29 protein-coding genes are annotated in these 23,208 nt (G+C 56.2%); 11 read left to right on the top strand and 18 right to left on the bottom strand.

Annotated features, from left to right (window positions below):
* The first annotated feature begins 48 nt into the window (after positions 1-48).
* Positions 49-792: a ZIP family metal transporter gene (locus D3791_RS08080; RefSeq protein WP_172511863.1), complete on the top strand. Its 744-nt coding sequence runs from the start codon at positions 49-51 to the stop codon at positions 790-792.
* A gap of 23 nt (positions 793-815) precedes the next feature.
* Entirely contained in the window at positions 816-2,201 is a 1,386-nt protein-coding gene (locus D3791_RS08075) for an MFS transporter (protein ID WP_172511862.1), read from the top strand.
* On the opposite strand, the gene D3791_RS08070 is transcribed toward D3791_RS08075, so the two are convergent.
* On the bottom strand, positions 2,198-2,530 hold the full coding sequence (locus D3791_RS08070) for a GNAT family N-acetyltransferase (RefSeq protein WP_172511861.1): 333 nt from the start codon (positions 2,528-2,530) through the stop codon (positions 2,198-2,200). The two genes, D3791_RS08075 and D3791_RS08070, sit on opposite strands and share 4 nt — an antisense overlap.
* A 17-nt stretch (positions 2,531-2,547) precedes the next feature.
* On the bottom strand, positions 2,548-3,549 hold the full coding sequence (locus D3791_RS08065; protein ID WP_172511860.1) for a pirin family protein: 1,002 nt from the start codon (positions 3,547-3,549) through the stop codon (positions 2,548-2,550).
* Between the two features lie 105 nt (positions 3,550-3,654).
* Here D3791_RS08065 and D3791_RS08060 point away from each other — a divergent pair, with 105 nt between their 5' ends.
* The 4 genes from D3791_RS08060 to D3791_RS08045 all read left to right on the top strand — a co-directional run bounded on the left by D3791_RS08060 (position 3,655) and on the right by D3791_RS08045 (position 6,512).
* Positions 3,655-4,116, top strand: a complete 462-nt coding sequence (locus tag D3791_RS08060; protein WP_022874546.1) for a MarR family winged helix-turn-helix transcriptional regulator — start codon at positions 3,655-3,657, stop codon at positions 4,114-4,116.
* 86 nt (positions 4,117-4,202) lie between these two features.
* Entirely contained in the window at positions 4,203-4,460 is a 258-nt protein-coding gene (locus tag D3791_RS08055) for a hypothetical protein (protein WP_022874547.1), read from the top strand.
* 52 nt (positions 4,461-4,512) lie between these two features.
* Positions 4,513-5,793 carry a sensor histidine kinase gene (locus D3791_RS08050; protein ID WP_246242457.1) on the top strand — a complete coding sequence of 427 codons (1,281 nt, stop codon included), beginning with the start codon at positions 4,513-4,515 and terminating at the stop codon, positions 5,791-5,793.
* 47 nt (positions 5,794-5,840) lie between these two features.
* Complete coding sequence (locus D3791_RS08045; RefSeq protein WP_022874549.1) at positions 5,841-6,512, top strand: response regulator; 672 nt, start codon at positions 5,841-5,843, stop codon at positions 6,510-6,512.
* Positions 6,513-6,534: 22 nt separating this feature from the next.
* Here the strand turns inward: D3791_RS08045 and D3791_RS08040 are convergent, their stop codons facing one another.
* The 12 genes from D3791_RS08040 to D3791_RS07990 form a co-directional block, all read right to left on the bottom strand.
* Entirely contained in the window at positions 6,535-7,452 is a 918-nt protein-coding gene (locus D3791_RS08040) for a hypothetical protein (protein WP_172511859.1), read from the bottom strand.
* Positions 7,449-8,702 carry a M16 family metallopeptidase gene (locus D3791_RS08035; protein WP_172511858.1) on the bottom strand — a complete coding sequence of 418 codons (1,254 nt, stop codon included), beginning with the start codon at positions 8,700-8,702 and terminating at the stop codon, positions 7,449-7,451. The genes D3791_RS08040 and D3791_RS08035 overlap by 4 nt, the downstream gene beginning before the upstream one ends.
* On the bottom strand, positions 8,699-9,574 hold the full coding sequence (locus D3791_RS08030; protein WP_172511857.1) for a hypothetical protein: 876 nt from the start codon (positions 9,572-9,574) through the stop codon (positions 8,699-8,701). The genes D3791_RS08035 and D3791_RS08030 overlap by 4 nt, the downstream gene beginning before the upstream one ends.
* Positions 9,574-10,206 carry a flavoprotein gene (locus D3791_RS08025; protein ID WP_061955675.1) on the bottom strand — a complete coding sequence of 211 codons (633 nt, stop codon included), beginning with the start codon at positions 10,204-10,206 and terminating at the stop codon, positions 9,574-9,576. The genes D3791_RS08030 and D3791_RS08025 overlap by 1 nt, the downstream gene beginning before the upstream one ends.
* Positions 10,207-10,299: 93 nt before the next feature.
* Entirely contained in the window at positions 10,300-10,473 is a 174-nt protein-coding gene (locus tag D3791_RS08020) for a hypothetical protein (protein ID WP_022874554.1), read from the bottom strand.
* Between the two features lie 65 nt (positions 10,474-10,538).
* The gene (locus D3791_RS08015; RefSeq protein WP_022874555.1) at positions 10,539-10,694 is read right to left on the bottom strand and encodes a hypothetical protein; all 156 of its coding nucleotides are present in this window, start codon (positions 10,692-10,694) and stop codon (positions 10,539-10,541) included.
* 46 nt (positions 10,695-10,740) lie between these two features.
* Entirely contained in the window at positions 10,741-10,896 is a 156-nt protein-coding gene (locus tag D3791_RS08010) for a hypothetical protein (protein WP_022874556.1), read from the bottom strand.
* A 71-nt stretch (positions 10,897-10,967) separates the two neighbouring features.
* The gene (locus D3791_RS08005; protein WP_172511856.1) at positions 10,968-11,918 is read right to left on the bottom strand and encodes a T3SS effector HopA1 family protein; all 951 of its coding nucleotides are present in this window, start codon (positions 11,916-11,918) and stop codon (positions 10,968-10,970) included.
* Between the two features lie 2 nt (positions 11,919-11,920).
* Positions 11,921-13,018 carry a class V lanthionine synthetase subunit LxmK gene (gene lxmK, locus D3791_RS08000; RefSeq protein WP_022874558.1) on the bottom strand — a complete coding sequence of 366 codons (1,098 nt, stop codon included), beginning with the start codon at positions 13,016-13,018 and terminating at the stop codon, positions 11,921-11,923.
* A gap of 37 nt (positions 13,019-13,055) precedes the next feature.
* Positions 13,056-13,184: a hypothetical protein gene (locus tag D3791_RS16835; RefSeq protein ID WP_022874559.1), complete on the bottom strand. Its 129-nt coding sequence runs from the start codon at positions 13,182-13,184 to the stop codon at positions 13,056-13,058.
* Positions 13,185-13,234: 50 nt separating this feature from the next.
* Positions 13,235-14,119, bottom strand: a complete 885-nt coding sequence (locus tag D3791_RS07995; protein WP_246242456.1) for an ABC transporter permease — start codon at positions 14,117-14,119, stop codon at positions 13,235-13,237.
* 11 nt (positions 14,120-14,130) lie between these two features.
* Positions 14,131-15,105, bottom strand: coding sequence for an ABC transporter ATP-binding protein (locus tag D3791_RS07990; protein WP_172511855.1), 975 nt, complete (start codon positions 15,103-15,105; stop codon positions 14,131-14,133).
* 534 nt (positions 15,106-15,639) lie between these two features.
* Here D3791_RS07990 and D3791_RS07985 point away from each other — a divergent pair.
* Positions 15,640-16,080, top strand: a complete 441-nt coding sequence (locus D3791_RS07985; RefSeq protein WP_022874562.1) for an SRPBCC family protein — start codon at positions 15,640-15,642, stop codon at positions 16,078-16,080.
* 17 nt (positions 16,081-16,097) lie between these two features.
* On the opposite strand, the gene D3791_RS07980 is transcribed toward D3791_RS07985, so the two are convergent.
* Together D3791_RS07980 and D3791_RS07975 are read right to left on the bottom strand one after the other, a co-directional pair.
* Complete coding sequence (locus D3791_RS07980; protein ID WP_028268408.1) at positions 16,098-16,469, bottom strand: nuclear transport factor 2 family protein; 372 nt, start codon at positions 16,467-16,469, stop codon at positions 16,098-16,100.
* A 10-nt stretch (positions 16,470-16,479) separates the two neighbouring features.
* Positions 16,480-17,244, bottom strand: coding sequence for an SDR family oxidoreductase (locus D3791_RS07975; RefSeq protein ID WP_022874564.1), 765 nt, complete (start codon positions 17,242-17,244; stop codon positions 16,480-16,482).
* Positions 17,245-17,442: 198 nt separating this feature from the next.
* Here D3791_RS07975 and D3791_RS07970 point away from each other — a divergent pair, with 198 nt between their 5' ends.
* Positions 17,443-18,456, top strand: coding sequence for an AEC family transporter (locus D3791_RS07970; protein WP_172511854.1), 1,014 nt, complete (start codon positions 17,443-17,445; stop codon positions 18,454-18,456).
* Positions 18,457-18,516: 60 nt separating this feature from the next.
* Here the strand turns inward: D3791_RS07970 and D3791_RS07965 are convergent, their stop codons facing one another.
* A complete protein-coding gene (locus D3791_RS07965) occupies positions 18,517-20,778 on the bottom strand; it encodes an ABC transporter permease (RefSeq protein ID WP_172511853.1) in 2,262 nt (753 codons plus the stop codon).
* 167 nt (positions 20,779-20,945) lie between these two features.
* Between D3791_RS07965 and D3791_RS07960 the strand changes: the two genes are divergently transcribed.
* Both D3791_RS07960 and D3791_RS07955 read left to right on the top strand, forming a co-directional pair.
* Complete coding sequence (locus tag D3791_RS07960; RefSeq protein ID WP_022874567.1) at positions 20,946-21,599, top strand: TetR/AcrR family transcriptional regulator; 654 nt, start codon at positions 20,946-20,948, stop codon at positions 21,597-21,599.
* 39 nt (positions 21,600-21,638) lie between these two features.
* Positions 21,639-22,157, top strand: coding sequence for a hypothetical protein (locus D3791_RS07955; RefSeq protein ID WP_172511852.1), 519 nt, complete (start codon positions 21,639-21,641; stop codon positions 22,155-22,157).
* Between the two features lie 27 nt (positions 22,158-22,184).
* Here the strand turns inward: D3791_RS07955 and D3791_RS07950 are convergent, their stop codons facing one another.
* Complete coding sequence (locus tag D3791_RS07950; protein ID WP_172511851.1) at positions 22,185-22,379, bottom strand: hypothetical protein; 195 nt, start codon at positions 22,377-22,379, stop codon at positions 22,185-22,187.
* Between the two features lie 322 nt (positions 22,380-22,701).
* Between D3791_RS07950 and uraD the strand changes: the two genes are divergently transcribed.
* Positions 22,702-23,196, top strand: coding sequence for a 2-oxo-4-hydroxy-4-carboxy-5-ureidoimidazoline decarboxylase (gene uraD / locus D3791_RS07945; RefSeq protein ID WP_172511850.1), 495 nt, complete (start codon positions 22,702-22,704; stop codon positions 23,194-23,196).
* Positions 23,197-23,208: the final 12 nt, after the last annotated feature.

The following is a 23,208-nucleotide window of genomic DNA, read 5'->3' as shown; positions in this document are numbered from 1 at the left end:
CAACATGGCACCTACTAAGCCGGCGAATTGCTGGCTATAGTGGGTGCCATGTTCGATTCTTTGCAAGCTTTGCTTTGGGGCACGGTGGCTGGTTCCGCCTTGCTGCTGGGATCGGGCGCCGCCTGGTGGCTGAAAATCCCGAGAGTCTGGGTCTGCGCGATCATGGCCTTCGGCGCAGGAGTCCTGGTCAGCGCACTGAGTTTCGAGCTTGTGCTCGAAGCGTTTGAAACCGGCGGCTTGATGGCCACCGTGGGTGGTGTACTCGCTGGCGCAGCATTGTATTTCTCGGCCAACCGGGTATTGGACTGGCGCACCAAGAAGCGCCAGAAGGCCTCCGGCAACACCAATGGCGAGAGCTCATCGGGAAGCGCATTGGCTGTGGGCGCGCTCATTGATGGCATCCCCGAGTCGGTGGCTCTGGGGTTGAGCGTTGTCGCGAGCGCGAGCATCAATCCCGCCATGCTCATCGCCATCTTCATATCCAATGTGCCCGAAGGCCTAGCCAGTACGGCTCAGATGAAATCAGCTGGCCGCAAGGGTTCATCCATTGCCATGTTGTGGGGATCCATCGCGATTTCTTGCGGCCTGGCAGCCTTTTTCGGTGCGCTGCTCATGCAGTCCATGCCTGAAGAAGCTCTGGCCTTTGCCACGGCCGTGGCCGCGGGCGGAATCCTGACCATGATCGCCGATGCGATGATCCCCGAGGCCTACGCTGTCGAGCATGATTACACCGGGTTGTTGGTCACCGGTGGATTCCTTTCGGCCTTCGCCCTGCACGTTCTGGGCGGCTAGGTAAAAGCTGGCATGATTAGGGCATGCCCCTAAGACGTAGTAGCCACACCCCTGCGCCGGCTACGGAGACCATCTACGCACCGCAATTCTTGGCCACCACGATGGGCATGTTCATTCTGGTGTTTCTCGTTGCCTTCGAATCCATGGCGGTCACCACCGTCATGCCGATGGTCAGCGAACTGCTCAATGGCGAACGCTATTTTGCGCTGGCCTTTGCCGCGCCCATCGCCAGCGGAATGCTCGGCATGGTGGCCGCCGGTGAGGTCACCGACCGTTGGGGACCAAAACACCCGTTGTTCATAAGCGTCGCGATTTTCTGTGTGGGCTTGCTGATCTGCGGTTCTGCAGCGAACATGCAAATGCTGATCGGTGGCCGGATCTTGCAGGGCATCGGCGGTGGAGCCATTACCGTGGCCATCTACGTGCTGATTGCCCGAGCGTATCCAGGGCATCTGCATTCAAAAATCTTCGCCCTCTTCGCCACCGCCTGGGTGCTTCCGGCAATGATCGGCCCATGGCTGGCCGGACTCATGGCAGTGCATCTTGGGTGGCGCTGGGTCTTTTCCGGCGTGGCAGTCTTGGTGCTTGTCGCCTTCTGCGCGATGATCCCGGTGCTCAAATCCCTGGATTCCGAGCGCAACCATGACCTCGGTAAGGTGTCGGTCAAACGCCTGGCGCTCGCCGGGCTGACCGGGCTCGCCGTGATCTGCATGAACCTCTTGGGCAATTCGAACAGCCGCTGGTCATTGGCCGGATTAGCGCTGGCGCTGGTGGTCGCCTTGCTGGCGATTCGCCCGCTCTTGCCCCGTGGAACCTTCCTTGTGCGCCGCGGACTGCCGGCAACCATCATGACCAGGATATTCATCACCGGCGCCTTCTTCGGCGTGGAAGTCTATCTTCCCTACCTGCTTCGCGAAGACTACTTCCTGGCCCCCGACCGGGCCGGCCTGATCCTGACCGCTTCGGCCCTGTGCTGGTCCATGGGCTCCTGGCTCCAGGGGAAGCTGGGGGAGAAGATCGAGTCATCAACCTGCATCACCCTGGGCGCAGTGGCCGGAAGCGTAGCTATCGCCACCGCGTTGGCTACTGCGATCTACCACCCGCCGGTATTCGTTCTGGTGTGCGGCTGGGCGGTGGGCGGTTTTGGCATGGGACTGATTTTCCCTCGTCAAAACGTCAACATGCTCTCCCTGTCGGCCAAGGAAGAGCAGGGATTCAACTCCTCGGCGATGACCGTGGCAGATTCGTTGGGCAATGCCGGGGCCACGGCCATCGGCGGCGTCATCTTTGCCATGGCCGCAGCCGGCACCGGATTCATCTCGGTGTTCGCGTTCAGCCTGGTGCTGATCCTGATCTTGATTGCCATCTCCCCGCGCACCAAGGGAACCCCGGCTCCGTCAGAAGGCTAGCTTCGAGGCAAGAGGTCCAAATGGGTCTTGGTGGGTGCAACCAGGTGCTGGTCGTAGTCATTGTGCTTGGCTACATAGCTTTTGACGTACGGGCAGACCGCCACGATCTTCGCCCCGCTGGCGATGGTATTTTCCAGCGCGAACTTCACCAAGATGCCAGCTAGGCCTTGACCGCCGTATTCCTCATCCACCGTGGTGTGGAAGAAAATCCGCTCAACACCGTCAGAGCCATCAAAATCCCGGTAGTGGGCAGCTCCGATGATCTTGCCGTCATCATCGAGGGCGAAACGGCGGCGTTCGGGCAAGAGTACTGGCTTGATCTCGCTCATGGTAGATCTCCTCGGGTTCAGGATGGGTTGACGCGTGGACGCAGGCGAACGGTCGGCAGGGCCGGGGCCGGCAAGGCGGTTGGCGTATCGGGAGGGAAGGGCCCGAAGCGGTCCTCGGAGGCATCGCCAGGCTCCGCTGAGATCTCGGCTTGCCATTGGGCGCGGAAGGCCAGGACCTCTTCATGGGTTCGGCCCACAAAATTCCACCACATCAAGATGTCCTCATTCAGCGGTTCGCCGCCTATGAGCAGTGCCAAGACCGCCTCTTCACCCGCGGCTAAGCGCAGCGTGGTGCATCCTGCCCGGACAAACCCCAATTCCCGCGGCGCTACCTCGTGCCCATTGACCGTGAGGCTGCCGGAGTCGACGAGCACTCCGTGCTCATGGTGCTTCGGGACCACGATCTCGATCTCGGTGTGCGGCTCAAGGCGCAGTTCCGCCCCGCTCAGCTCGGTGTGGGTGCTGACCGGGGAGACGGAGCGTTGACCATCGATCTCGTAGCTGCCGAGGAATACCGACATGGTCCAACCGTGGCCATTGACCGGTTCAGGCCGGTAGTTCTCAAAAGTATGTTCCATATCGCGGGCGTGCTCTGGCAACGCGGTCCACAGCTGGGCGCCGTGCAAGATGGTGGTGTCTTCGGTGAGGATTTCGGAATGGCTGATTCCATGTCCTGCGGTCATCAGGTTGACTTCGCCCGGACGGACGACGGCTTTGAATCCAGCAGAATCCATGTGGTTGATCTGTCCGGTGAATAGCCAAGAGACTGTTTGCAATCCGGTATGAGGGTGGCGCGGGACGTTCATGCCTCCGGTGGCTTTGACGTCATCGGGACCGTAGTGGTCCAAGAAGCACCATGCGCCGATCAGGCTGCGCTGCTTTTGCGGCAGGGTGCGGAAGACGGTCATGGCGCGAGGTCCGCCCAGCGGCACTTCGCGAGGAGTCAAGATTTCGACCTCGGCCGGGGAGTCGACCTTGCTGCAGTCGATTTCTGCCGGGCTGTTCTCGAGATTGCTCATGTGCCTAGGTTATGCACTGCGCTGGGCTTTGGCCACAACAGTTGAGGAGGCGAGCGGTACGATCGATAGACCGGTATTGACCCCATTCAAGGAGTTTGCAGCAACGTGGACAGCGCTATTCTTCCGGAAGATGACCTTCTAAAGCTGGAAAAGCAGGTGTGCTTTGGTCTGGCGGTCGCTTCGCGGTCAGTGATCTCGGCTTATAAGCCTGTGCTGGATCCGTTGGGGCTGACCCACCCGCAGTATTTGGTGATGCTGGCCCTGTGGGATTCCGGTCCGATGAGTGCCCGGGAATTGAGCCAACAGCTGCACCTGGATCCGGGTACGCTCTCTCCGCTGGTCAAGCGGCTGGAGGCTGCTGGGCTGGTGGATAAGACCAGGAATCCGCAGGATGAACGAGCGGTGATTCTCCAGCCCACGCCAAAGGGCACCGAGCTGCGCAAGGAAGCGCTGAAAGTCCCGGTTGAGATGATGTCTCGATTGGAGCTCTCGGAGAAGGATGTCGTTGAATTGCGGAATGTCCTGGATCGCCTGATTGCCGCCGGCGGCAAGGCTCCCAAGGAGTAATCAGAAATTTAGTTGGTGTACCAACTAATGCGCTATGCTGAGGGCAATAGCATCAACGCCCACGCATACTGCAGAGGACCAAGCGCATGGATGAATCTCCACTGCCAATCATCACCGATACCACCGGATTGGGTGTTGGCTACCGTGTTCTCTGGCGCCTGAAGTATTTGGGGCTGAGTATTTTTGGTCCTGCCGAACGCCGGGTCGATTCCAGCCCGCGCGAGCGTATCAAGTGGGACCGGGCCATGAAGGTCAAGGCGGCGCATGAGGCCGCGGGAACCCAGCCGGATGACCAGACGCTCTACACCGTCAGCCGCTTGGAACCACGGCGTCGACCGCAATAGATAGCAAGCTCTAGCTATTCGCCACTCTGACACCACGCTCTCTGAGTCCGTCATGGAATTCGTGACGATGTCAATAACCAGCACTGGCGATGGAACAATGTCAGATATGAGAAATTGGACTGCCTGGACTGCAGATATTAAGCCGTTGCCCGGAGGCATCGTTGGTCGTCTGGTACTGGTTCTGTTGGCCCTCATCATGTATGTGGGGGACGTCTGGGTAGGCTCCGGGGACTCATTTGGAAAATATGGGGCGCTGAAATTGGCGCTACCTTATTTGCCGCTCGTGGCCCTATCTCTTGGTGCTTTACCGGGAGCTGCCCTCTGGCTCGCATGCATATGTATTATCGCTGCAGTGGGTATGCCGGGCGCCCTTTTGGCGGGGCTAGTTTTCCCCTCAGTAATTGTCGTTGCAGGTTCTTGCTACCTTCTACCTTGGCGTCAAGCAGTGCTTTTTCCTTTGCTGGGTGAAGTCGTCTTATTCTTCCTGTATTTGTTGGTTCCTAATGCTCCGTTGTTCGCGGTGGCCATGGTGGGAGTCTTTGTTGCCTTCGCTGGTGTGGCAGGACTCAGCTTGAATGCATTTCGCCGCCGTCACGAAAGTAGCACCAAACGTATCGAGGATTTGGAAGTCGAGCAGGCAAAAATTCGGGCCAACGAACGAACCTTACTTGCACACGAGTTACACGACATCGTGGCCCATGACGTCACTATTATCGCGATGCAGGCGAGGCGCGCAGAGTTCGTGGACGACCAGAAAAAAACTTCAGAGATTCTCGAGGGAATTGGCAATTCCGCACAGCAGACACTGCAGGATCTTCGCTCGCTAGTACTGCTACTCAAGGAAGAAGATAAAGCATCTGACGCAGCTGGCGAAAGCGCAACAGTTGGTCCGAGCATTATCGATCTGGCTGAACTTTCTGGAGAAACTACGACGGCCGTGGGTCTGGTGCATGATCTGGATGCGGTGGCGGATGCGCTTCAGAGTTCAGGATATGAAGTGAAGCTCACGGTGCAGGGCGAAGTTGCCCGTATTCCAGCCAGCTTGAGGCAGGCGCTCCGCCGAACCATTCGAGAGCTGGGCACCAACGTTCTCAAACACGCGGTCCCCGCGAGCAGTGTAGAAGTGGGCCTATATGTGCGCGAGGGTAACGTTCAACTCCTAGCTACGAATGACATATCGGACGAAAAGCCGATCGTGTCTTCAAAAACTGGGCTTGAGGCCATGCGCGCACGTTGTAGGGTTTTCGGTGGGTTTGTGGAAGCGGGCGAAGCTGATAGAGAGTGGACAACCAGCGTCACGATTCCATTAGATGGACTTTCTAAGGCAAACTAAGGGTAGTAGCGCCGTGTGGTCATGGCGCCAGGTAAGAAGGAGAAGCCTTGAGCACCGTACTGCTCGTTGACGACGAAACTCTGACTCGCGAAATTTTGCGTGACTACCTTTCCTCGGATCCCACCATCCAGATCATTGGAGAAGCTGCTGACGGGAAAGCTGCTGTGCTTCAGGCTGCCGGGCTACGTCCGGACGTGATTCTCATGGACATGCAGATGCCGGTAATGGACGGGGTGGCCGCCACTGCGCAGATCCATCAAAACAATCCAGAAATCGCGATTATTGGGCTGAGTACCTTTAATACGGACCGTTACGTAGTGGACCTACTCCGTGCTGGAGCCAGCGGATATCTTGTCAAGGACGCTCAGCCTAAAGAGATCACCGAAGCAATACACAAAGTAATGGCTGGTGAATCGGTGCTTTCCGCTGAGGTAACTCGCCACGTCGTTTCCGGGCTGGCCGACTCGATTCCAGCGCAAGTTGAACCTGATGCAAAATTATCTGAGGCCCTAACTGACAAAGAGCTTGAAGTCATCGTGTTGCTTGGCAAAGGGATGAGCAATAAGGAAATGGCCGAAGAGTTGTACGTTACCGAATCGACCGTGAAGGCGCGGTTCGTTAAGGTAATGGAAAAGCTCGGAGTTCGCGACCGCGTGCAAATCCTCGTTAAGTCTATGGAATATGGGCTGTTAGATATTAAAAGGGTGCCGCGAGTCTAGTTAGTGCGTGCAATACTTCCCCTTAGCTTCGGCCGAGAACTTCCAAGACAGGACGTAGTAATTGATCCATTGCGTGATCCAAGTCTTCGCGCGTTACTCGATCAAGTTCTGATTGCGGGCTAGAGATCAATGACTGTCCCCAGTCCATGATCTGGTACTGATTCGCGGTTTGCGCCAGTTCTACCGGTGAGCGCCATGCACGACTAAGGTTTGCCAGCGCGAAGTGCTTGAGCTGTTGCACCTCGGCGTCATTCATGGCTTTGAGTTGCGCTGGCAGGGCTTGGGCGAGCATTTCGAAAACCTGCAATCCGCCGCTCCCTCGGCAAATTCCTTGCCAAGTGATGGCAGCCCGGCGTTGCACAAGACCTCGGGAAATTTGGACCGTGGCCCCGTTCCCAAGGCTCGATACCGTGCGGGGTAGCATTGCCGAAGACCCTCCCGATAATAGGCACAGTGCCAAGAAGCAGGCTGCCTCTCCGGCCTTCAGGCTTGGGTCTTGGCCGGTAATCAGTGTCTGCTGGTAGCCCTGGACCATGTTTTGCTGCATTCGGCTCGGTAGCACTGCAGTTTCTGAGTCATTTCTCGGGAACAGGTAGGTAGCAGTGGCAAGGAAATTTTTGGCATCAGCGAAGGTTCCGACTAAAGCGATCGTCGGTCCGGAGGCCAACGTGGAATCGAGACGCGAGGATTCGTGGGCCATGGACCGCAACCACCGCTCCAGTTGCGGCTGTTCAGCGGCAACCGTCAGAATTACTGACCCGTTGTCGCCCGAAAACTGGTGCCAGACCGGAACCAACCGGTCAGTATGGCCGAAACTCTGAGTCAACAACCGTCGAGTTTCCTGTTCATGTTGCGGGTCGGTGCGCCACGCCAGCGAGAGCACAGGAAAACTGGAGCGGTCATCGGAGATTGTTAGTACTCTCTTGGCTAGGCTTCTCATGCATCCTCCTGGAGGGTTGGGGTAACGTCGAGGGTATGCCACGGCTGAGTAGCTAGACGCTGCGTTGAACCTAGTAGTAGTTTGCGTAATCTTGTTGTCTGCTCGGAAAGAAGCCTTAGCCGACTCACCAGTTCATGGGAAAAGCTAGGCGATCCTCGAAGAAGCATGTCCCGAGCGGTAGTTCGTGCCAGCCGTTCATCATCATGCACGGATTTTTCAACGGTAAACAGTGCCCTTTTTGCCGCAGATTGCAAAATTGTGTCATCAACAGAGGCCAATGCTCGTAGCCTGAGTATTGGCTCTAGATCGAGTCCCGTGTCATCTACGAGGATGAATAAGTCGTTTTCGGTTAGGTCGGCCGGACCGAAGATTCCAACGCTGGAATCCAATCCGGTTTGCATTGAAAGCAGAGAAGCGACAATCAAATCACCAAGGAATGCTTCGTTAATCGTCCGTGCGTCCGCAGCGCTGGTAGCGGCGAGCAGACGTCTACCTGGTAAGCCAGGGTCATGAACTATTTGGTTTTTCGCCGAGTTTTGACGGGCCTCCATGTGGTGCGATGCTGTAGCTTTTGGCATGGATTTCGCAATCGAGACTGAACCCATTTCTTCCGCGAGGATCTCCAACATTTCGGACGGTTCTTGTGGCCCGAAAGTCACCAAAACAGCGTGTTCAGGGCGGTAGTGCTTTGCATGCAAATCTTGCAGACGCTCGACAGAAACTCTAGAAAATAAGCTCTTGTCGCCGGTACCATCGTGGCCATGCGCGTGGTCTTCCCAATATTGGCAAGTCAGGTGCGGGAACGGCAACACCTCACCAGGTGCGGGAGCCAAACGCTGGGAACGTTCGGTGCATACAGCGTGGATCTGTTCATTAATCTGCTCAGGTTTAAATGCTGGATGAAATACCTGTTCAATCACTCGGGCCACCATGCCAGACAGATCAGAAGGTAATGCCGTTTCATAAAACTCGGTGTAGTCCATGTGAGTGTGTCCGCCCAAGACACCACCAACACTGTTAAGTTCAGCTTCACGGTCGCTTGAGGTGATTGCCGCACTATCTTGGTAAATCAGATGCTCGAGTAAGTGAAGCATTCCTTCTTCACCCGGTAGTTCGTGTCGCATCCCTGAAGAAATGGCAAGAACGAATGTACTGTTTCGCGCTGACGGGTTTTGAATGGCGATTGCGCGGGCACCCTGATCAAGTGTCATGCCGCGCATTTGGGCTGCCTCCAAGGGGGTCGAGTTCATGAGATTTCCTGATCAGTTCCTACCGGGTTGGATATGTAATTCCTTGCTAATCGCAAAAGCAATGCGGCCTGTTCAATCGATGCACCGGCATAGTGGTGCCAATCAAAGGCGTGGTGAACCAGTCGGAACGCACGAGCCAAGTTCAGATCAGTCAGGTTGGGTACTTCGGGAAAACAGTCGAGGAGACCTTCCTCTAGCTGGTTCAACCCTGTGCCTAGCAAAGGGTGAAATGCTCTTAGCTCTGTAATTTCGCCCAAAACCCAGCCGAAATCGTAGATTGGGCTCGCGACGCCAGCATCTTCGCCGGTTAGTAGGCTTCCCTCTCGTGCATCGGAAGTCATGACCCAGTGGGCCATTCCGGGGCAACCGTGTACAAGTACACGATGAGGGCCTTCGCCCATTCGAATAGCCCAATCAACTAGGCAGCTCAGTCCGGCGGATCCTAGAACGGTACGAGCTGGTTTCCAGGAGCCGTCGAGCCATGCGGCAGCGCGTTGCAAGGTGCGAGGCTTGGTGAAAGTTACTTTGGAAGCAGGACGAACATTGTGTACCTCGTTAAGCGCAGCGCCCCAGAGTTTCCCGATAGCTCGCAACTTGACCGGTTGGGGATCCAAAAGATGAATCGCGAGGGATGAACCGGCGTGGGTTCGGTAACTGCGACCCGTGTTGTCGCCTTGTCCCCAAATGACCAATTCTGAATCGTGAGTTTCTTTCGATTTCCCAGACGGCGCAAGGGTGGAAAAACCGACCGGGGCGTGTGCGCCCAAGCGATGTTGCCACGTATATACGCCGTCATGACTCGTTACTTCGGTGGCCAGCAACCCTGTTTGTACCCTGAAGCTTGCATCCGGAGTGAAGTTAACTGTCGTCATTAGCGATCCGTTGTCGAGCCGATAGTCCCAGCAACTCGTAACGTTTCGAGACGACGCAGCACTGCTGGGAAAGGCGGCGGTACCCACGCTTGCGCGATATCACTAGATTCGCTGGGTCCAGGTACCGGATCGATGACCACGAAGTTCTTTGGGGCGCGCAAAACATCCAAGATATTGGTTACCAGCGGATTGGACAGCGCGCGGGGTGGTAGCGCGGGAGCGATGCATACCGGTGCACTTGTACTGAGCGCAGCGAGTAATGAGGGGGAATCGGTAATTCCGCTGGCGAGCCGCGATGCATAGTCCAAGGTTGCGGGATAGATCAGTATGAGATCTGCCCATTCGGCTAGCTCCACATGTTCGGCGATCACCTCGTCTTCCCAATGATCGGAATGTACTCGTGCACGCAAACGCGTTTCCAAGCTGTGTCGAGTGATGAAGCGGCTCGCGGAGTCTCGCATGATGATTCTGAACTGCGTGTGGGGAGCTGCGGCCAGAATCCAATCGAGCCAGAACGGCATGACTTGGGTCGCAGCAGAACCTGTCAGAACCAGCGCAACTTTACGATAGCCGAAGCCGTCCAACGAAAGATCCAGTGCCTGAGCTGGCATGGTGCTGTGCGCTGTGGTCATGGTGTTCCTCTGGGGTAGCTGTGGAATGTTGCGGCGGAGCGAATGACCGTTGCCGGCCAAGTACTCCGCCGCAGTGACTGATAGAGGTGCGTGCTAGCAACCCACGGTCAAGGTTGCGCCGATCAGAACGCCTGCGCAGAATGGGCTGGTTGCTGGGGCTTCTGCGGCCGCGTCGGCGCCGAGTTCGCTCGGTGCAGCATAGGCGGTGTGCGCCTGGGCTAGGTCGGTCAGTGCGCTGTTGTTCTCAACGATGGTGGTGTTGCTCATGATGGTTCTCCTTGATTGATTGGGTAGTGCTTGGTTTGACGGTTAGTTAATGCGTACCCAGTGGGTTAGCAGCCGGTGCCGAGGGTAGCGCCGACGATGATGCCGATGCACAGTGGGCTGGTTGCTGGGGCTTCTGCGGCTGCGTCGGCGCCGAGTTCGTCTGGTGCGGCATAGATCGTGTGCGCCTGGGCCAAATCGGTTAGTGCGGTGGTGTTGCTCATGATGGTGCTCCTTGATTGATTGGGTGGACTGATTCTTGTTGGTGGGTTAGCAGCCGGTGCCGAGGGTAGCGCCGACGATGATGCCGATGCACAGTGGGCTGGTTGCTGGGGCTTCTGCGGCTGCGTCGGCGCCGAGTTCGTCTGGTGCGGCATAGATCGTGTGCGCCTGGGCTAGGTCGGTTAGTGCGGTGGCGTTGCTCATGATGGTGCTCCTTAGTGATAGGCCGGCGAGACGGCATTTTTTGTGATGGGTGTGTGGCCAGTGAGGAAAATTTACAGGTTGGCAGATGGCTGGTTAGGGTCGATCCGGGCCGCGGTCGCTTCTAGATTCCACGCCTGAGGTAAACCGATCTTTTCGCGGTCTTCACGGAAAAGTGCGTCGGCTAGAACCCGAGAGCGATGTTGCCCGAAGCTCAGCGACCGGTGGGACGGACGTTGATCGATACTTTCTTCGGCCAGGGCGATTCCGTTACCAAGCGGCTGGGTGAATATCGAAAGGCTGTTTAGAGTGCTCGTCAGGTCTGTTATGGTCCGGCTGAGCATGTCTGCGATTTTTATAGCGTGCACTGCCGGTACGTAGGCAACGATCGCGTCGCTGCGGGGGTAAGCCAATGAGGATGACAGTGCTTTGAGGTGGTATCCCTTTCCCGAAGCTGCAAGTGTTCGAAGTAACGCGGGAAAGAGTTCTAAGGCTTGAGCAGGGGTTTCACAACTAAAATAGAGTCGAGCAGTGCCCGCGGAAGGCCCAGGGGAAAGCTCACCGAGAACCAGCAAATATCCTGGTGTGGTTCGAACACGCCAGCTGGGCAGACGTACGGTCAACGTCTCTTCCGCAGTGTCCCTACGTACGTCGCACTGAGGTAATAGAACCTTGACACCGCCGAGCTTCACGATGACGTGGGATTCTCCATCTACTGAAGCCGAACTTTCGAATCCACGGTCCGCTACCTGCCAGATACTTCGGTGTGGCACTAGGGGGATGAACTGCGCAGCTAGATCTTGTTCTCCGGTTGTAGGGTGGGTATCTATAAGGGGATTGCGGATGTGCAGATGCTTATAAATCTGGGCACTCAGTTCGTTCTTGAGTTCCCCGGGACTTGACGCACCAAATTGATGCTCATCGATACTTGCCGTCATTTTCACCAGATCCAACTGCACAGATTCTGAGATAGAAGCCAGGATGTCAGTGAAACCAGTGTCAGTTGCCGTAAGCAGGGCGTTCATTCTCAGTCCTTTCCGAAACCTAGTGCGTGGCTATATCGTGCGGGGTCCAGCAAGGCTCTACGGCCGATGCCGGCCGCTGCCCGTTCAATGCCGGGGAGCCTGGAAACCATGGCTGCCCTAGCCATTGAACGATCCACCAAATGCCACCCCAACCGTGCTGTGACGCGCAATGCCAGTTGCGAGTCATCGGTGCTGGAATTAAGCCGATAGTGGTGCCACAGCTCTTGTAGCTGCGGAACTACTGCAGCTAGCCGGTGAGATATCATCGTTGTCGCACTGTTTTCATCAAAATATTCGGGTGGGGAATCGGCTCCGCCACGAGATGTGACCGTGTCGAGCACCGCGCGGTAGATCCATTCCCCGGCCAGTGTTCCAATGTCTCGTGCAGGGTCTCCCAGGCAGAAGTCTTCCCAATCCAACAGATTCAGCTGCGAATCGTTCAGATGAAATTGGTCCCACCGCAAATCACCGTGAATTGGTGATTTGCGGTTCGTCTCCTCAGCATCTTGTAGGGCTTCGAGTGCTTGAAGAAGTTCGCCGTCCTGTTGCAACGTTGGGTACAGGCTGAGCTCTGCCAACGTGAAATCCAAGTACCTGGTATGTGTGACACCGAAGCGCAACATCTGCACCGGTAGCGTGCTACCCGCTGGTTCCAATCCGTCAGTAGGGCCTGAATGTAATCGCGCCAGTAACCTGCCGGAATCTGCCGCGAAACTCACGGGCAAAGCATCTTGGACGATCAGATGAGCCAGGCTGGTTCCCGAACAGTAGTCGAACAGCAACAGGCCAGTTGATTCATCCCCTGCTAACAACTTGGGGGTGCTAGGCGCATGCTGTGGATAGTTTCTAGCAAAGGTTGAAAAGTTCATTGATCGGGCAAATGCCTGCGGCGATGTCGCAGACGTATTGAACTTCTTGACGAAGATCCGACTCCCGTCTGTTAGTTCCATGATCCAGCTGCCATTACGTCCAGCGAATTGTGTCGGTGAAACTGTGCGGATTTGTGCCCGGCCAAGACCATCTAGTAGAGGTTGGGCCTGCTGCGCTGCCGTGGTGCCAGCTTGGGACGCCGGAGGTGAGGGATTAAGAATGACGGTCATGGCGATGCGCTTTCAGGCTATGAGGTTTGGACAGCGGCTAGGCCAGGAAGGTAGTGATGGCGTAAGCCACGGCGATGCCAATGAGGAGCAGAGCGAGATTTCGAAGGTGCTTCTTCAGCTTCGGGGATTTGGACGGGCTATTTTGCGCGGTGTTGGTTTCAGGCATTGTTTTTGTCCTTTCAAAGACGTGTAGTGATCAGGTTTACGGAATTGGTATTAGTCGGCCGCGCTCAGGGAAGTACGCAGGGAGACTCGGGACCCGGTGCGCAAAGCATTGTTGCGATAAAGAAGGGTTGCAACCCAGAACAGGACAGGGATTGCCATCAAACTGAGGCCGGCGGCCGCAATCATTTGCCACATTTCAATACCGTCAAGACCGAATCGAATAGGCATCAGATAAGAGGAAAATAGCGGGACAAAGGACAGAGCATGTAGCCAGGCGTTATCAAGGTGAGTTGGTAAGACGTACAGCGAGATAACCAAAAGGACCATTTGCAATACCGACAGCGGCATGACTGCCGAAGCCAGGTCCTCCTGCCGGGCCACAGTGGCTGCCAAAGCAGTGTTGAGCAGCGCGAAGACTGCATAGCCGAGCAAGAACCACACCATGAACCACATCAATGATGGGCCCACCTGGATATCAATAAGAGAGAACCCGCCCATCACCGTGAACCCGAGTACTCCGGCACCGCCGATCACTAATAGTTGAGCCAGCGTGACCAGCCCGATACCCAGTAACTTGCCGGCAAGTAGCGGCCCGATTCCGATCTTGGTGAGCAGGATTTCAACAACTCGGGAGGACTTCTCTTCCACCACTCCGGAGGTCAAGCTTTGTGAGGAATAGACCAGAGAGGTCAGTAGAGCGCAGATCATGGCGGTGGCGAAGAGCATGCGTGGGTTCAGGTTGAACGTATCAAGGCCCTGCGGGGAGTTGACGAGAAACCAGCCTCCAACACTTGCTGCAGCACCGACGCCCAATGTGAGCAGCCCGGTGGTCACTAGAATGGTGCGGTTTGCCGTTCGGGTGAGGATTTCCCTACGGATAACTAGTCCTGTTTCGCGTAGTGCTTGCCGTGATTTCGAAACGGTGCCGATGTTCAAGGTAGCGGTATTCATTTACTTGCCTCCGATGCTGTTGTCACTGGTTCGGCTGCGGCTGTTGTGGCCAAACCAGCCGAAATGTATTGCTTCGTGAGTAATTCATCCAGAGAGCGTTGAACGGATTCGATGCTGCGCAATCCACCGTGTCTCTGGGCAATGGCTAGAAGCTGCGTAGGTATGTCGCGGTCATCGCCTTCCAGGCAGACCATGACGCTGGTTCGATCTGCGGAAGACCACGTCACGTCGATGTCCCGAAGCATTGCTGTTTCAGCTGCGAAGGCATCTGCATTGTGGGAGAAGTTCAGCTGCCAACGACTTTTGCCTTCGGTTTTTAGCTCCGTGATGCTTCCGCTGGCCTTTACTCGACCTTGGTCGAGAATGCAGACCCGGTCACAGAGTCGTTCAACTAGATCCAGTTGGTGAGAAGAGAAAAGAACGCCGACTCCGCGGGCAGCTTGTTCACGGATCAATTCGCCCATGGTTGCCACAGCGCTGGGATCTAAGCCAGAAAATGGTTCGTCGAGTACCAGTAGTGCTGGGTCGCCCACCAGCGAAACTGCTAACTGAACTCGCTGTTGGTTGCCCAGCGAGAGATCCTGAATGAGCGTGCGTTCTCTACCCTGAAGTCCCAATGAAGAGATGAGATCATCTGCCACCGTGCGGGCAACGGGAAGCTTATGACCTTCCAATAATGCAAAGTGGATGATCTGTTCGCGCACCGGCATCTGTGGGTAAAGTCCGCGTTCTTCAGGCATGTAACCGATGTTGCGTCGATCCTGGGCGGAGATGGGTTTGCCATCCCACATAATTTGTCCTTGATCGGCGCTCAGTAGTCCCAAGATCAGCCTCATGCTCGTTGTCTTGCCGGCACCATTGCCTCCGATGAAACCGACGATCTCGCCGCGCTGGACCGAAAGATCCATGCTGTGCAAGACGGTACGGTCCCCGAAGCTGCGACTAACGCCGCTTAGCTGCAATCCGTTCATGATGGGCCTTCCTGGTTTGGAATCGTTGTTGTTGATAACGACTGTATTAGCCGTTGAATCAAGCGACCCTGTACTTCCGTACAGTCTTGCGGTGTACAAAAGTTCAACGATCCTTGGCCCAAGAAGATCGGGTTGGTAGAGAGGCATGTTGCTTTTTACGCCAGGGAAAACGGAAGAGTTCTGACGGATTTGCAGGGACAGAATAAATCCAGCTGAAAGCAGATAATTTGCGAGAACTGTTCTTTTGTATAGGTGCGAGACCGTGACCTCGATGAAAAGTAGTTAGTGGCATGAGAATGCCACGACAGATCATCCTCGCATTCATGAGTACGGAGAACACTAAATGTCTAACCTGCTTTTCACTTTCACCTTCGCCTTGAACTCGATTGCGACCAACGTGGCAGAGCCAGCGTTCTCGTCTGCCATCGTTTGCGGTACTTTTCCGCTGTTTTGCTAAGAGAATGAAAGTGATCTGAGGCCAAGGTCGGGGCTACAGCATCTTTAACTAGCGATACCATTGAACTCATGGAATCGATGACTGAATTGGTGGTTGCGCGACAGTTTTCTGCACCGAGGACTGCCGTCTGGGCAGCTTTTGTAGAGCCTGAAATCATCGCGCAATGGTGGGGTCCACACGGCTGGGCAGTCAACGAAGAGTCCGTCGTTTTTGAAGCCAAAGTAGGCGGCCGCCACGAACTGGAAATGGTGCAGGTCGGCAACCCAGAGGCCAAGGTGCCGCTGAAAGCGGTGTTAACCACTTTTGATGAATACGAGTGCCTGGTCAGCGCCGACGGACCCCATGAGATGACCCTGGACCTTGTTATTGAAACCCGCATCGAGTTCAAGGAGTTCGCGGGCCAGACCATGCTGACCCTGACTCAGGGCCCATTGCCCTACGAAGTGGTTGATTCGAGCACCAAGGCTTGGCATTCAGCACTGGGCAAGCTTGAATCGTTGCTCGCTGAATACTTCTAGAGTGCCAACCCCACGGTTCACTGCTTTACGAAATAGCTGCGAATCTGCTTGATCTTTGCGGTTTTGCCGGCGGAAGCGAATCTCAGGACGTGGCTGAAGCGGGTCACGGAATTATTAGCGTCGTAGCTTTGGCCATCAGCGCTTCCTTCCGCACCGTGCGTTAGCACGCTGAGAAATTGCACAGTTCGCGTTTCTGGTATCGCAAGTATCCATTCGCGCACTGCATCCAAGCCGTCCAATGGCTGAATTCCAGCGACGATCCACCGAACGTCCGGTGAGAGCCATTGTTCAAGTGCGGGCAAGTCTTTGCGGTAAATCGCGGCTAGAACTTCGGTAATGATCTGATGCCGTGGAGCATTGCCACACGTTGAAGGTACTTCTACGTTCATTGGATTTCCCCTAGCCCCGTCCGATATAGGGCATGCCACCGGCGGTAATGGTGAACTGATTAATTGAGGTTCCCAAGGGAACCGCGGCAATATAGGCGATGGCCTGCGCCGCCTCTTCCAGCGGGAAGGTCGGCTCAACCATGCGCTGGCCGCTGGGCTGCAAGGCCCCGGAATGAGCACCAAAATCATCGAGCAGGTCACTGGCCGTATTGCCGATATCCACCTGCGTGGCACGGATGCGATAAGGACGGCCATCAAGCTCCAACGCCTTGGTCAGCCCCGCGATTCCGTGTTTGGTCACCGTGTAAGCTACCGAATTCACCCGCGGAACCTGAGCCGAAATCGAGCCGTTGTTGATGATGCGGCCACCACCACGGGCTTTGAAATGCGCAAAGGCAACGCGGGCCGCGTTGATAGCTCCGGTCAGATTGATCTGGCACACCTGATCCCATTGCTCAGGGCTCAGTTCATCAATCGGCACCGATGGCCCGAAGATTCCAGCGTTATTAAAGAGCACGTCGACCGAGCCGAATCGAGCATGTGCCGCGGCGAAAAGCTCATCCATGGCTCTCGCATCGGTGACATCGGCGGGATGGACCAAAGCCGATGGATGCGACCGCGCCGTCTCTTCCAAGGTGGCCTCGGTGCGCCCTGCCAGCGCAACATTCCAACCCTGCGACAGGAGCAAGCGTGCGGTGGCACGTCCGATGCCTGAACCGGCGCCGGTGATCACCACGGTGCGAGCCTGTCCATGCGGATGAGGGGACTGGGACATCTTTTCTCCTTGCAAGGTTCCAACTACATCGGTGTAGCGTGCCTTCTCCCATCCTAGGAATCCATGCCTGCAATGCCCAGTCCAGGCACCGGATGTTGCGCGGCCGCTATGGCCGGATGGAGCCAAAGCTGCCCAAGCAACTAGGGTTGATATGTCCGGCCCACAGCATCTTGGCCGGTCAACCTTCAAAGGAGTCTTGTGTTCCTCGACGTGCTCTACGGTGTCTTGCCGCTGTTCTTCATCATGCTCATCGGCTACGGCACGAGTTACGCACCCAAATTTCCAGCCTCCGTCGAACCAGCATTGAACGTCTTCGTGTTCTACGTGGCCTTGCCTGCGCTGCTGTACAAAGTGGTGGGCCGCGCCGACATCAGCCAGGGAGTGCCCTTCTCATTCCTCTGGATCAGCATTGTCGCGACACTGCTCTTTGCCGGGGTCAGCTGGATCCTCTTCAGATACCTGCTGCGCGTGGGGAAAGCCCGTGCGCTCGCCGGAATGCTCACCACGAGTTTTGGCAACGTTTCCTACCTCGGTATTCCGGTGATCCTGGGTGTGATGGGCCCGCAGGCCGGCTTCGCCGCCGGGATGGGCCAACTGGTGCACAACATCATCTTCATGGTCGGGTTCCCCATCCTCACGCAGATCATGATGCCAGCCGGGGCTGACGCAGGGCAGCATCCTGCCAGCGGATCCCGGCTCCTGCGCACCATCCGCAACGCGCTGCTTTATAGCCCGGTCACCTGGGCCATGGTCATCGGCGGTGCCGTGGTGCTTTCGGGAGTCCGCGTACCGGCTCCGATTGACGACACCATTGACCTGCTCTCCGCCGCTGCGGCTCCCGGAGCGCTCTTTGTCATCGGCATGTCCCTGAAGCGAACCATTGAACGCTCACGTGCGGCCAGGAATGCGCCAGTGAAATCGGCTGCGGCACCGGCTGCTTGGGCCAAGAGCTCCATGCTGGTCATGGTCATCGGCAAGCTGGTGGCCCTGCCGCTGCTCACGGTGCTGATGCTCCAACTTTTTGCCCCGGACCTGGATCGCATTTGGTTCAACGCAGCAGTCTTGATGGCTGCCATGCCGGTCAGCGCCACCGCCTACATCATGGCGTACAACGACACCGGAGACGGCGAACCCACTGCGGTGGCTATCGTGATCACCTGCCTGCTGTCCGTTATCGCATTGCCCGTGCTGGCCCAGCTGGTCTTAAAATGAAAGGCTGCGGGGTCGATGAAAAATCATCGGCCCCGCAGCGTTTAAGTAGAGCAGGTGTGGTTAGACCTGAACTGTGTCTTTCTCTTCCTCGACCTGCGAGTGGTCGTCATGGATGAGGTGCTGAGCTTCAGCATCAATCTGGTCCGCGCCCTGCGCGGCCTCTGTTGCCTTGGCTTCCAGCGCGCGACCCTGAAGAGCTGCTAGCTCTTCCTCGGGTACTGGGTGGCTGGTGGTTCGGACCGGCTTGAGCTGGTCAATCACCATGGTCACGGCCAGGCAGACCAGAGCCCAGATGGCTAGGGTCACTAGGTGAGCACTCAGACCTTCTGAATCGAAGTAGAGAATCGAGCGGATCGATTCAACCGCTGCTGGCATCGGCAGGATGTCATGCAGGATGTTGAACATGCGCGGTTCCATGTAGATCGACAGCGCACCGTTGGAGGCTGGTACGCCGAGGAACATCACCAGCAGCATTGTTGGCAGCAAGCAAAGCATGCCAATTAGTCGGTTGAATACGGTGGTCAGCATCGCTACTGCGAAGATGGCCAACATGCCGACACTGAACAGCTTCCCAAAGTGTCCATCCACGGCGTTGGTAAACGGACCGGCGATCAAATACAGAACCAGAGACATGAAGGCCGAATAGACCGCCAGCAGTGGGATGAGTTTCTTCAGTGGACGAACGTGCGGGGCGGCGGTCGAGCCAACCATGATGACCATGAATCCTGCCATCACCCAGCCCATACCGTAGTACATGGTGGCGGTGCCTATATTGTCGTTATCTGGCAGTGGGGCAAGCTCTTGATGGTCCACGGCCATCTTTTGCGACTGGCCAATTTGGGTGAAGACCTGAACAACTACCTGCGAGGCAGCGTTGCCTGAAGCCTGCGCGGTATAGATCGTGGCCTGTGGATCGTCTTGGCTTGGCAAGATAAATGCGCCGGTGAGGTCTTGAGCTTCGACCATAGCCTTGGCATCATCCGCGTTATCCAAGATGGTGAAGTCGAACTTGCCCTCCATGGATTCATTCAAGGAGTCGGCCATCTGCTGAGCCTGTTCGGTGGTGGAGCCGACCAAAGCCACTGGCATATGTCGAGGCGTTGGTTCTTGCATTGCGCCGAGCATAGCGGTGAGCATGATGGCGATCATGCCGAAGGGAACTGCACCCAAGGTAATGTAGCGCCAAGCTCTGTTCTTAGGGCGTGCGCCACCGTGTAGCGAGACAACGTTAATCTGCGTTGGTGTGGGGCTCTTTCCCTTACGGACTCGCAGGAAGTCGATGAACGTGGTTAGCAATACAGCTGCCACTGCGCCAGCGATGAGGATCAGAATATGTTTCCCAGCCCCGTTGCCATCAAAGTACAGTACCGAACGCATGGCCTCACCGAGAGCGGGCATTGGCAAGAACTGGTGCAGGAACGGGAAGATCTTCGGCAGCATATATACGGACATGCCCATGTTGGAGGCAGGCTGACCGAGCACCATGAACAGGAACATGCCGGGGATTACGGCCATGGCGCCGAAGATGCGGGTCAAAAGAACCTGCGAGGAACCGACGGCGAAGACGCCTAGTGCCAGTGTGCCCCACACCGGAATGATGCTGGCGGCTGGGATGACGCCCAAGATTGGTCCGCCAATCAAAATACCCAGACCTGAGAGTAGAAGAGACCAGCCGGCCAGTAATGGCAGCGCGCGACGACGCTTGAGCAACTCGGGAGAGTTGGAGAAAGCCAGGGACCAGGGCATGTAACCGGCGGTGATCATCGCTGTGGACAGGAGCATGGCGCCCATACCCATGGAGTCATTCTCAGGAAGTGGCGCAAGGTCCTGGCTGTTGATCGTAAATCCATCTTCGGCCAATACGGGGGTAAGCACTGCGGTGATGGCTGAAGAGCTGGAAACACCGGCACCGCTGGCGGTGTACAGAGTCGCAGACTTATCATCCAGAACCACGGCTGCCGTCACATCGCGATCGGTGACCTGTGTGCGAGCTTCCAGGCCGGAGTCGGCGATGGTGATATCTACTGCGTCGGAGTTTTGCTCTTCAAGTGACTTAGCAAATTTTTCAGCCGCCGAGGAGCTCGTTGCGCTAATTGCAACGGGCATGTTCTTGGCTTCTTGATGGTGCATGGCTCCGAGGTAACCCCAGATCATCATGCCTACGATCATCAGAGGCATGATGAAAACCGCGACTGTCCGTCCGATCTTCTCAGCCTTAGCGCGCTTGGCGGCCGCCTCTTGCGGAGTGAGGTTTTGTTGCTCCTGTTTTGCTTCACGCCGAGATGGCGGCGTGCTCTGTGGATCGGCGGGTGCAGTGCTCAAATGCTCTTGCTCCTCAGTTTTGGACAGCCAGAGTTGCCTTGTTGAGACAAACTGGTTTAGATGAAGTACATCAACGACTTTACGCCACGTGGCGTAAAATGACATTAGATGCGCCATAGATCACCATTAAGATCACTGGATGTACCAGATTTGAAGGGAAGTATTCCGTGAGTCGACATAGCGACAAGGCGCGAGAAGTGCTGCTGGATGCGGCGGAAGAGCTTTTTGCGCTGCACGGAATCGATGCGGTTTCAAACCGCAAGATCACGGAGCACGCTGGTACGGCCAACCACTCAGCTATCAAGTATCACTTTGGTAGCCGAGCGGACCTATTGCGTGCGATGGTTCAGCGAGCGGTGGGCGATGTGTATGCCATCCGCGAGAAACTACCACTGAACTCGGATGTATCAGCACTAAACTTGCGTGAACAGGTCACGTTGTACACTCTTCCGTTGGTCTATTCCTTTGATGCTCTGCCGAAGCCTTCATGGCGAGCCAAGTTCCTTTTCCAGGCTTTGCTTCGCCCTGACCTCACGGACGTATTGGCGGGACTAGTCGATGAAGATTTCCGTGGAAAAGACTTTCCCCGGCGTCTACCTCCTGAGTTGGAGGGACTGCCTGACGTAGTCATTAGTGCGCGTGCCAAGATTCTTGGGTTGATGCTGTTGGGCCTCTGTGCAGAGTACGAGGATTCGGTAAATGAGGGCGAGCAGCTGGGTACGTGGGAGTCTGTAGGTTACTTCTTGATCGATTCCGTGGTCGGAATGATGGCTGCTCCGAGCACCTCGCCCGCTGATTTTATGGATTTTTCTCAGCGATAAACTGGGGTCGGCAATCTATTGAGGCAAGGTGGGGTAGCAGTGGTGCAGAAGAAGCTCAACAATTCTGATGCGGCGCCGGAAGAGCTTGCGGCGATGCTCAAAGAGCGCGTTTATGTCGCCTCTACTGCGCTCGCCGTGTTGATTGCTACTGGTTCCCACGGGCATACCCCAACAGCCGGCGCTGCGGCGCTGACCCTCGTGGTTACGGTGGCTGCGGTATTGATGGCCAGTCTCGTAGCCGACATCATTGCGCACTCTACAGTGCATGCCGCTTTTGTTACCCGCGCCGAATTCAGACACCTGCTCAAGGTGGTGTGGGGTGCTGGTGGTGCCGTTTTTGGTCCGCTAGCTTTGCTTGGCCTCAGCGCCCTGGATGTTCTTGACGTTTCAATGGCACTACGCCTGGGCCAATGGTGGCTAATTGCCGCCCTGGCCTTCTTTGCATTCTTGGCAATGCGCCGAATGAATTTAGGATTCTTGCGCACTACATTGCTGATGCTTTTACTGGCCACGGCCGGTGTAGTTGTCATCTTGCTACAGCTGCTGGCCCACTCCTAGGCGATGAAAGCCGGTGGGTAACCGGTCTTAGCGGGAGTCGGTGGAACCAAAGATCTTGTTCCACAGTGACGGAGCGTCGCTGGAAATTTTCGGCTGCCGGACAATGTCCGGATCTAGATTGTCGATGGACTGAAACAGTCCCGTTCGCAACGCCTCAGTCATTCCCAGAGGGCGATTTTCCTCGGCTGGGAAATTAAATTTTGTCTGGTTGACGGCGGTCATGGTTCCCTCCTTCGGGTGGCAATACTTTCGTATCGTGAAAACTATCTTTTATCTAGTGAAACTAGTATGTGAGCCTTGAGAGGGTGTTGGCAAGGGGTCTGGGCAAATAGTTTTGCGGTCGTGTGAAAACTATTTAACAAAATAAGGGCGTGTAAATTTTTCGGTATTTCCCTTGACGCACCTGCTGTGAAGTGGCTTACAGTTGAGCAACAAGGTTCCACGAAACCAGCATCGAGTCGAAGCCGAAATCATTATTTTCGGTGGTAAGGGTGTTCAGCCAAGGTCCGTGGAATGACGACCGAAGAAAAGAGCTGATCACCCGATGCACCTCGACGCGTTCAACGAACTCTCCGCAGCAGAAGCCGAAAACCTTCTTCGGCCCTGCGTTGATGTCGACCGTTGGATCAACGAACTGATCTCCGCTCGTCCCTTCGCTGACCGGGACGAACTCGCTTCTTATGCCCTGAGTGGCATCGCCCCTTTTAATCCCCAGGAGCTGGACGCCGCCTTGGCGCAGCACCCGCGCATCGGCGAACGGGCAGAGGGCGAAAGCAAAGAAGCGGATCTATCACGCGGCGAGCAGGCAACTTTGAAACTCGATGGGGATGCAACGGCTCGCCTGAAAGCAGCGAATCAGGACTACGAACAGCGCTTTGATCGAGTGTTCCTCATCCGCGCCGCCGGTCGCAGCACCGAGGAGATCCTGGCCGAATGCGAACGCCGGCTGGCGAACGACGACGCCACCGAACTTGCCGAAGTCGCCACGCAATTGCGTGAAATAGCCGTTCTTCGGCTCAAAGACCTCATTACCAACTAATTCCCTCCAACG

Origin of the sequence: Glutamicibacter mishrai, from assembly GCF_012221945.1 — a bacterium.
GTDB classification, from domain to species: domain Bacteria; phylum Actinomycetota; class Actinomycetes; order Actinomycetales; family Micrococcaceae; genus Glutamicibacter; species Glutamicibacter mishrai.
This window is presented reverse-complemented; position numbering and strand designations above follow the sequence as displayed.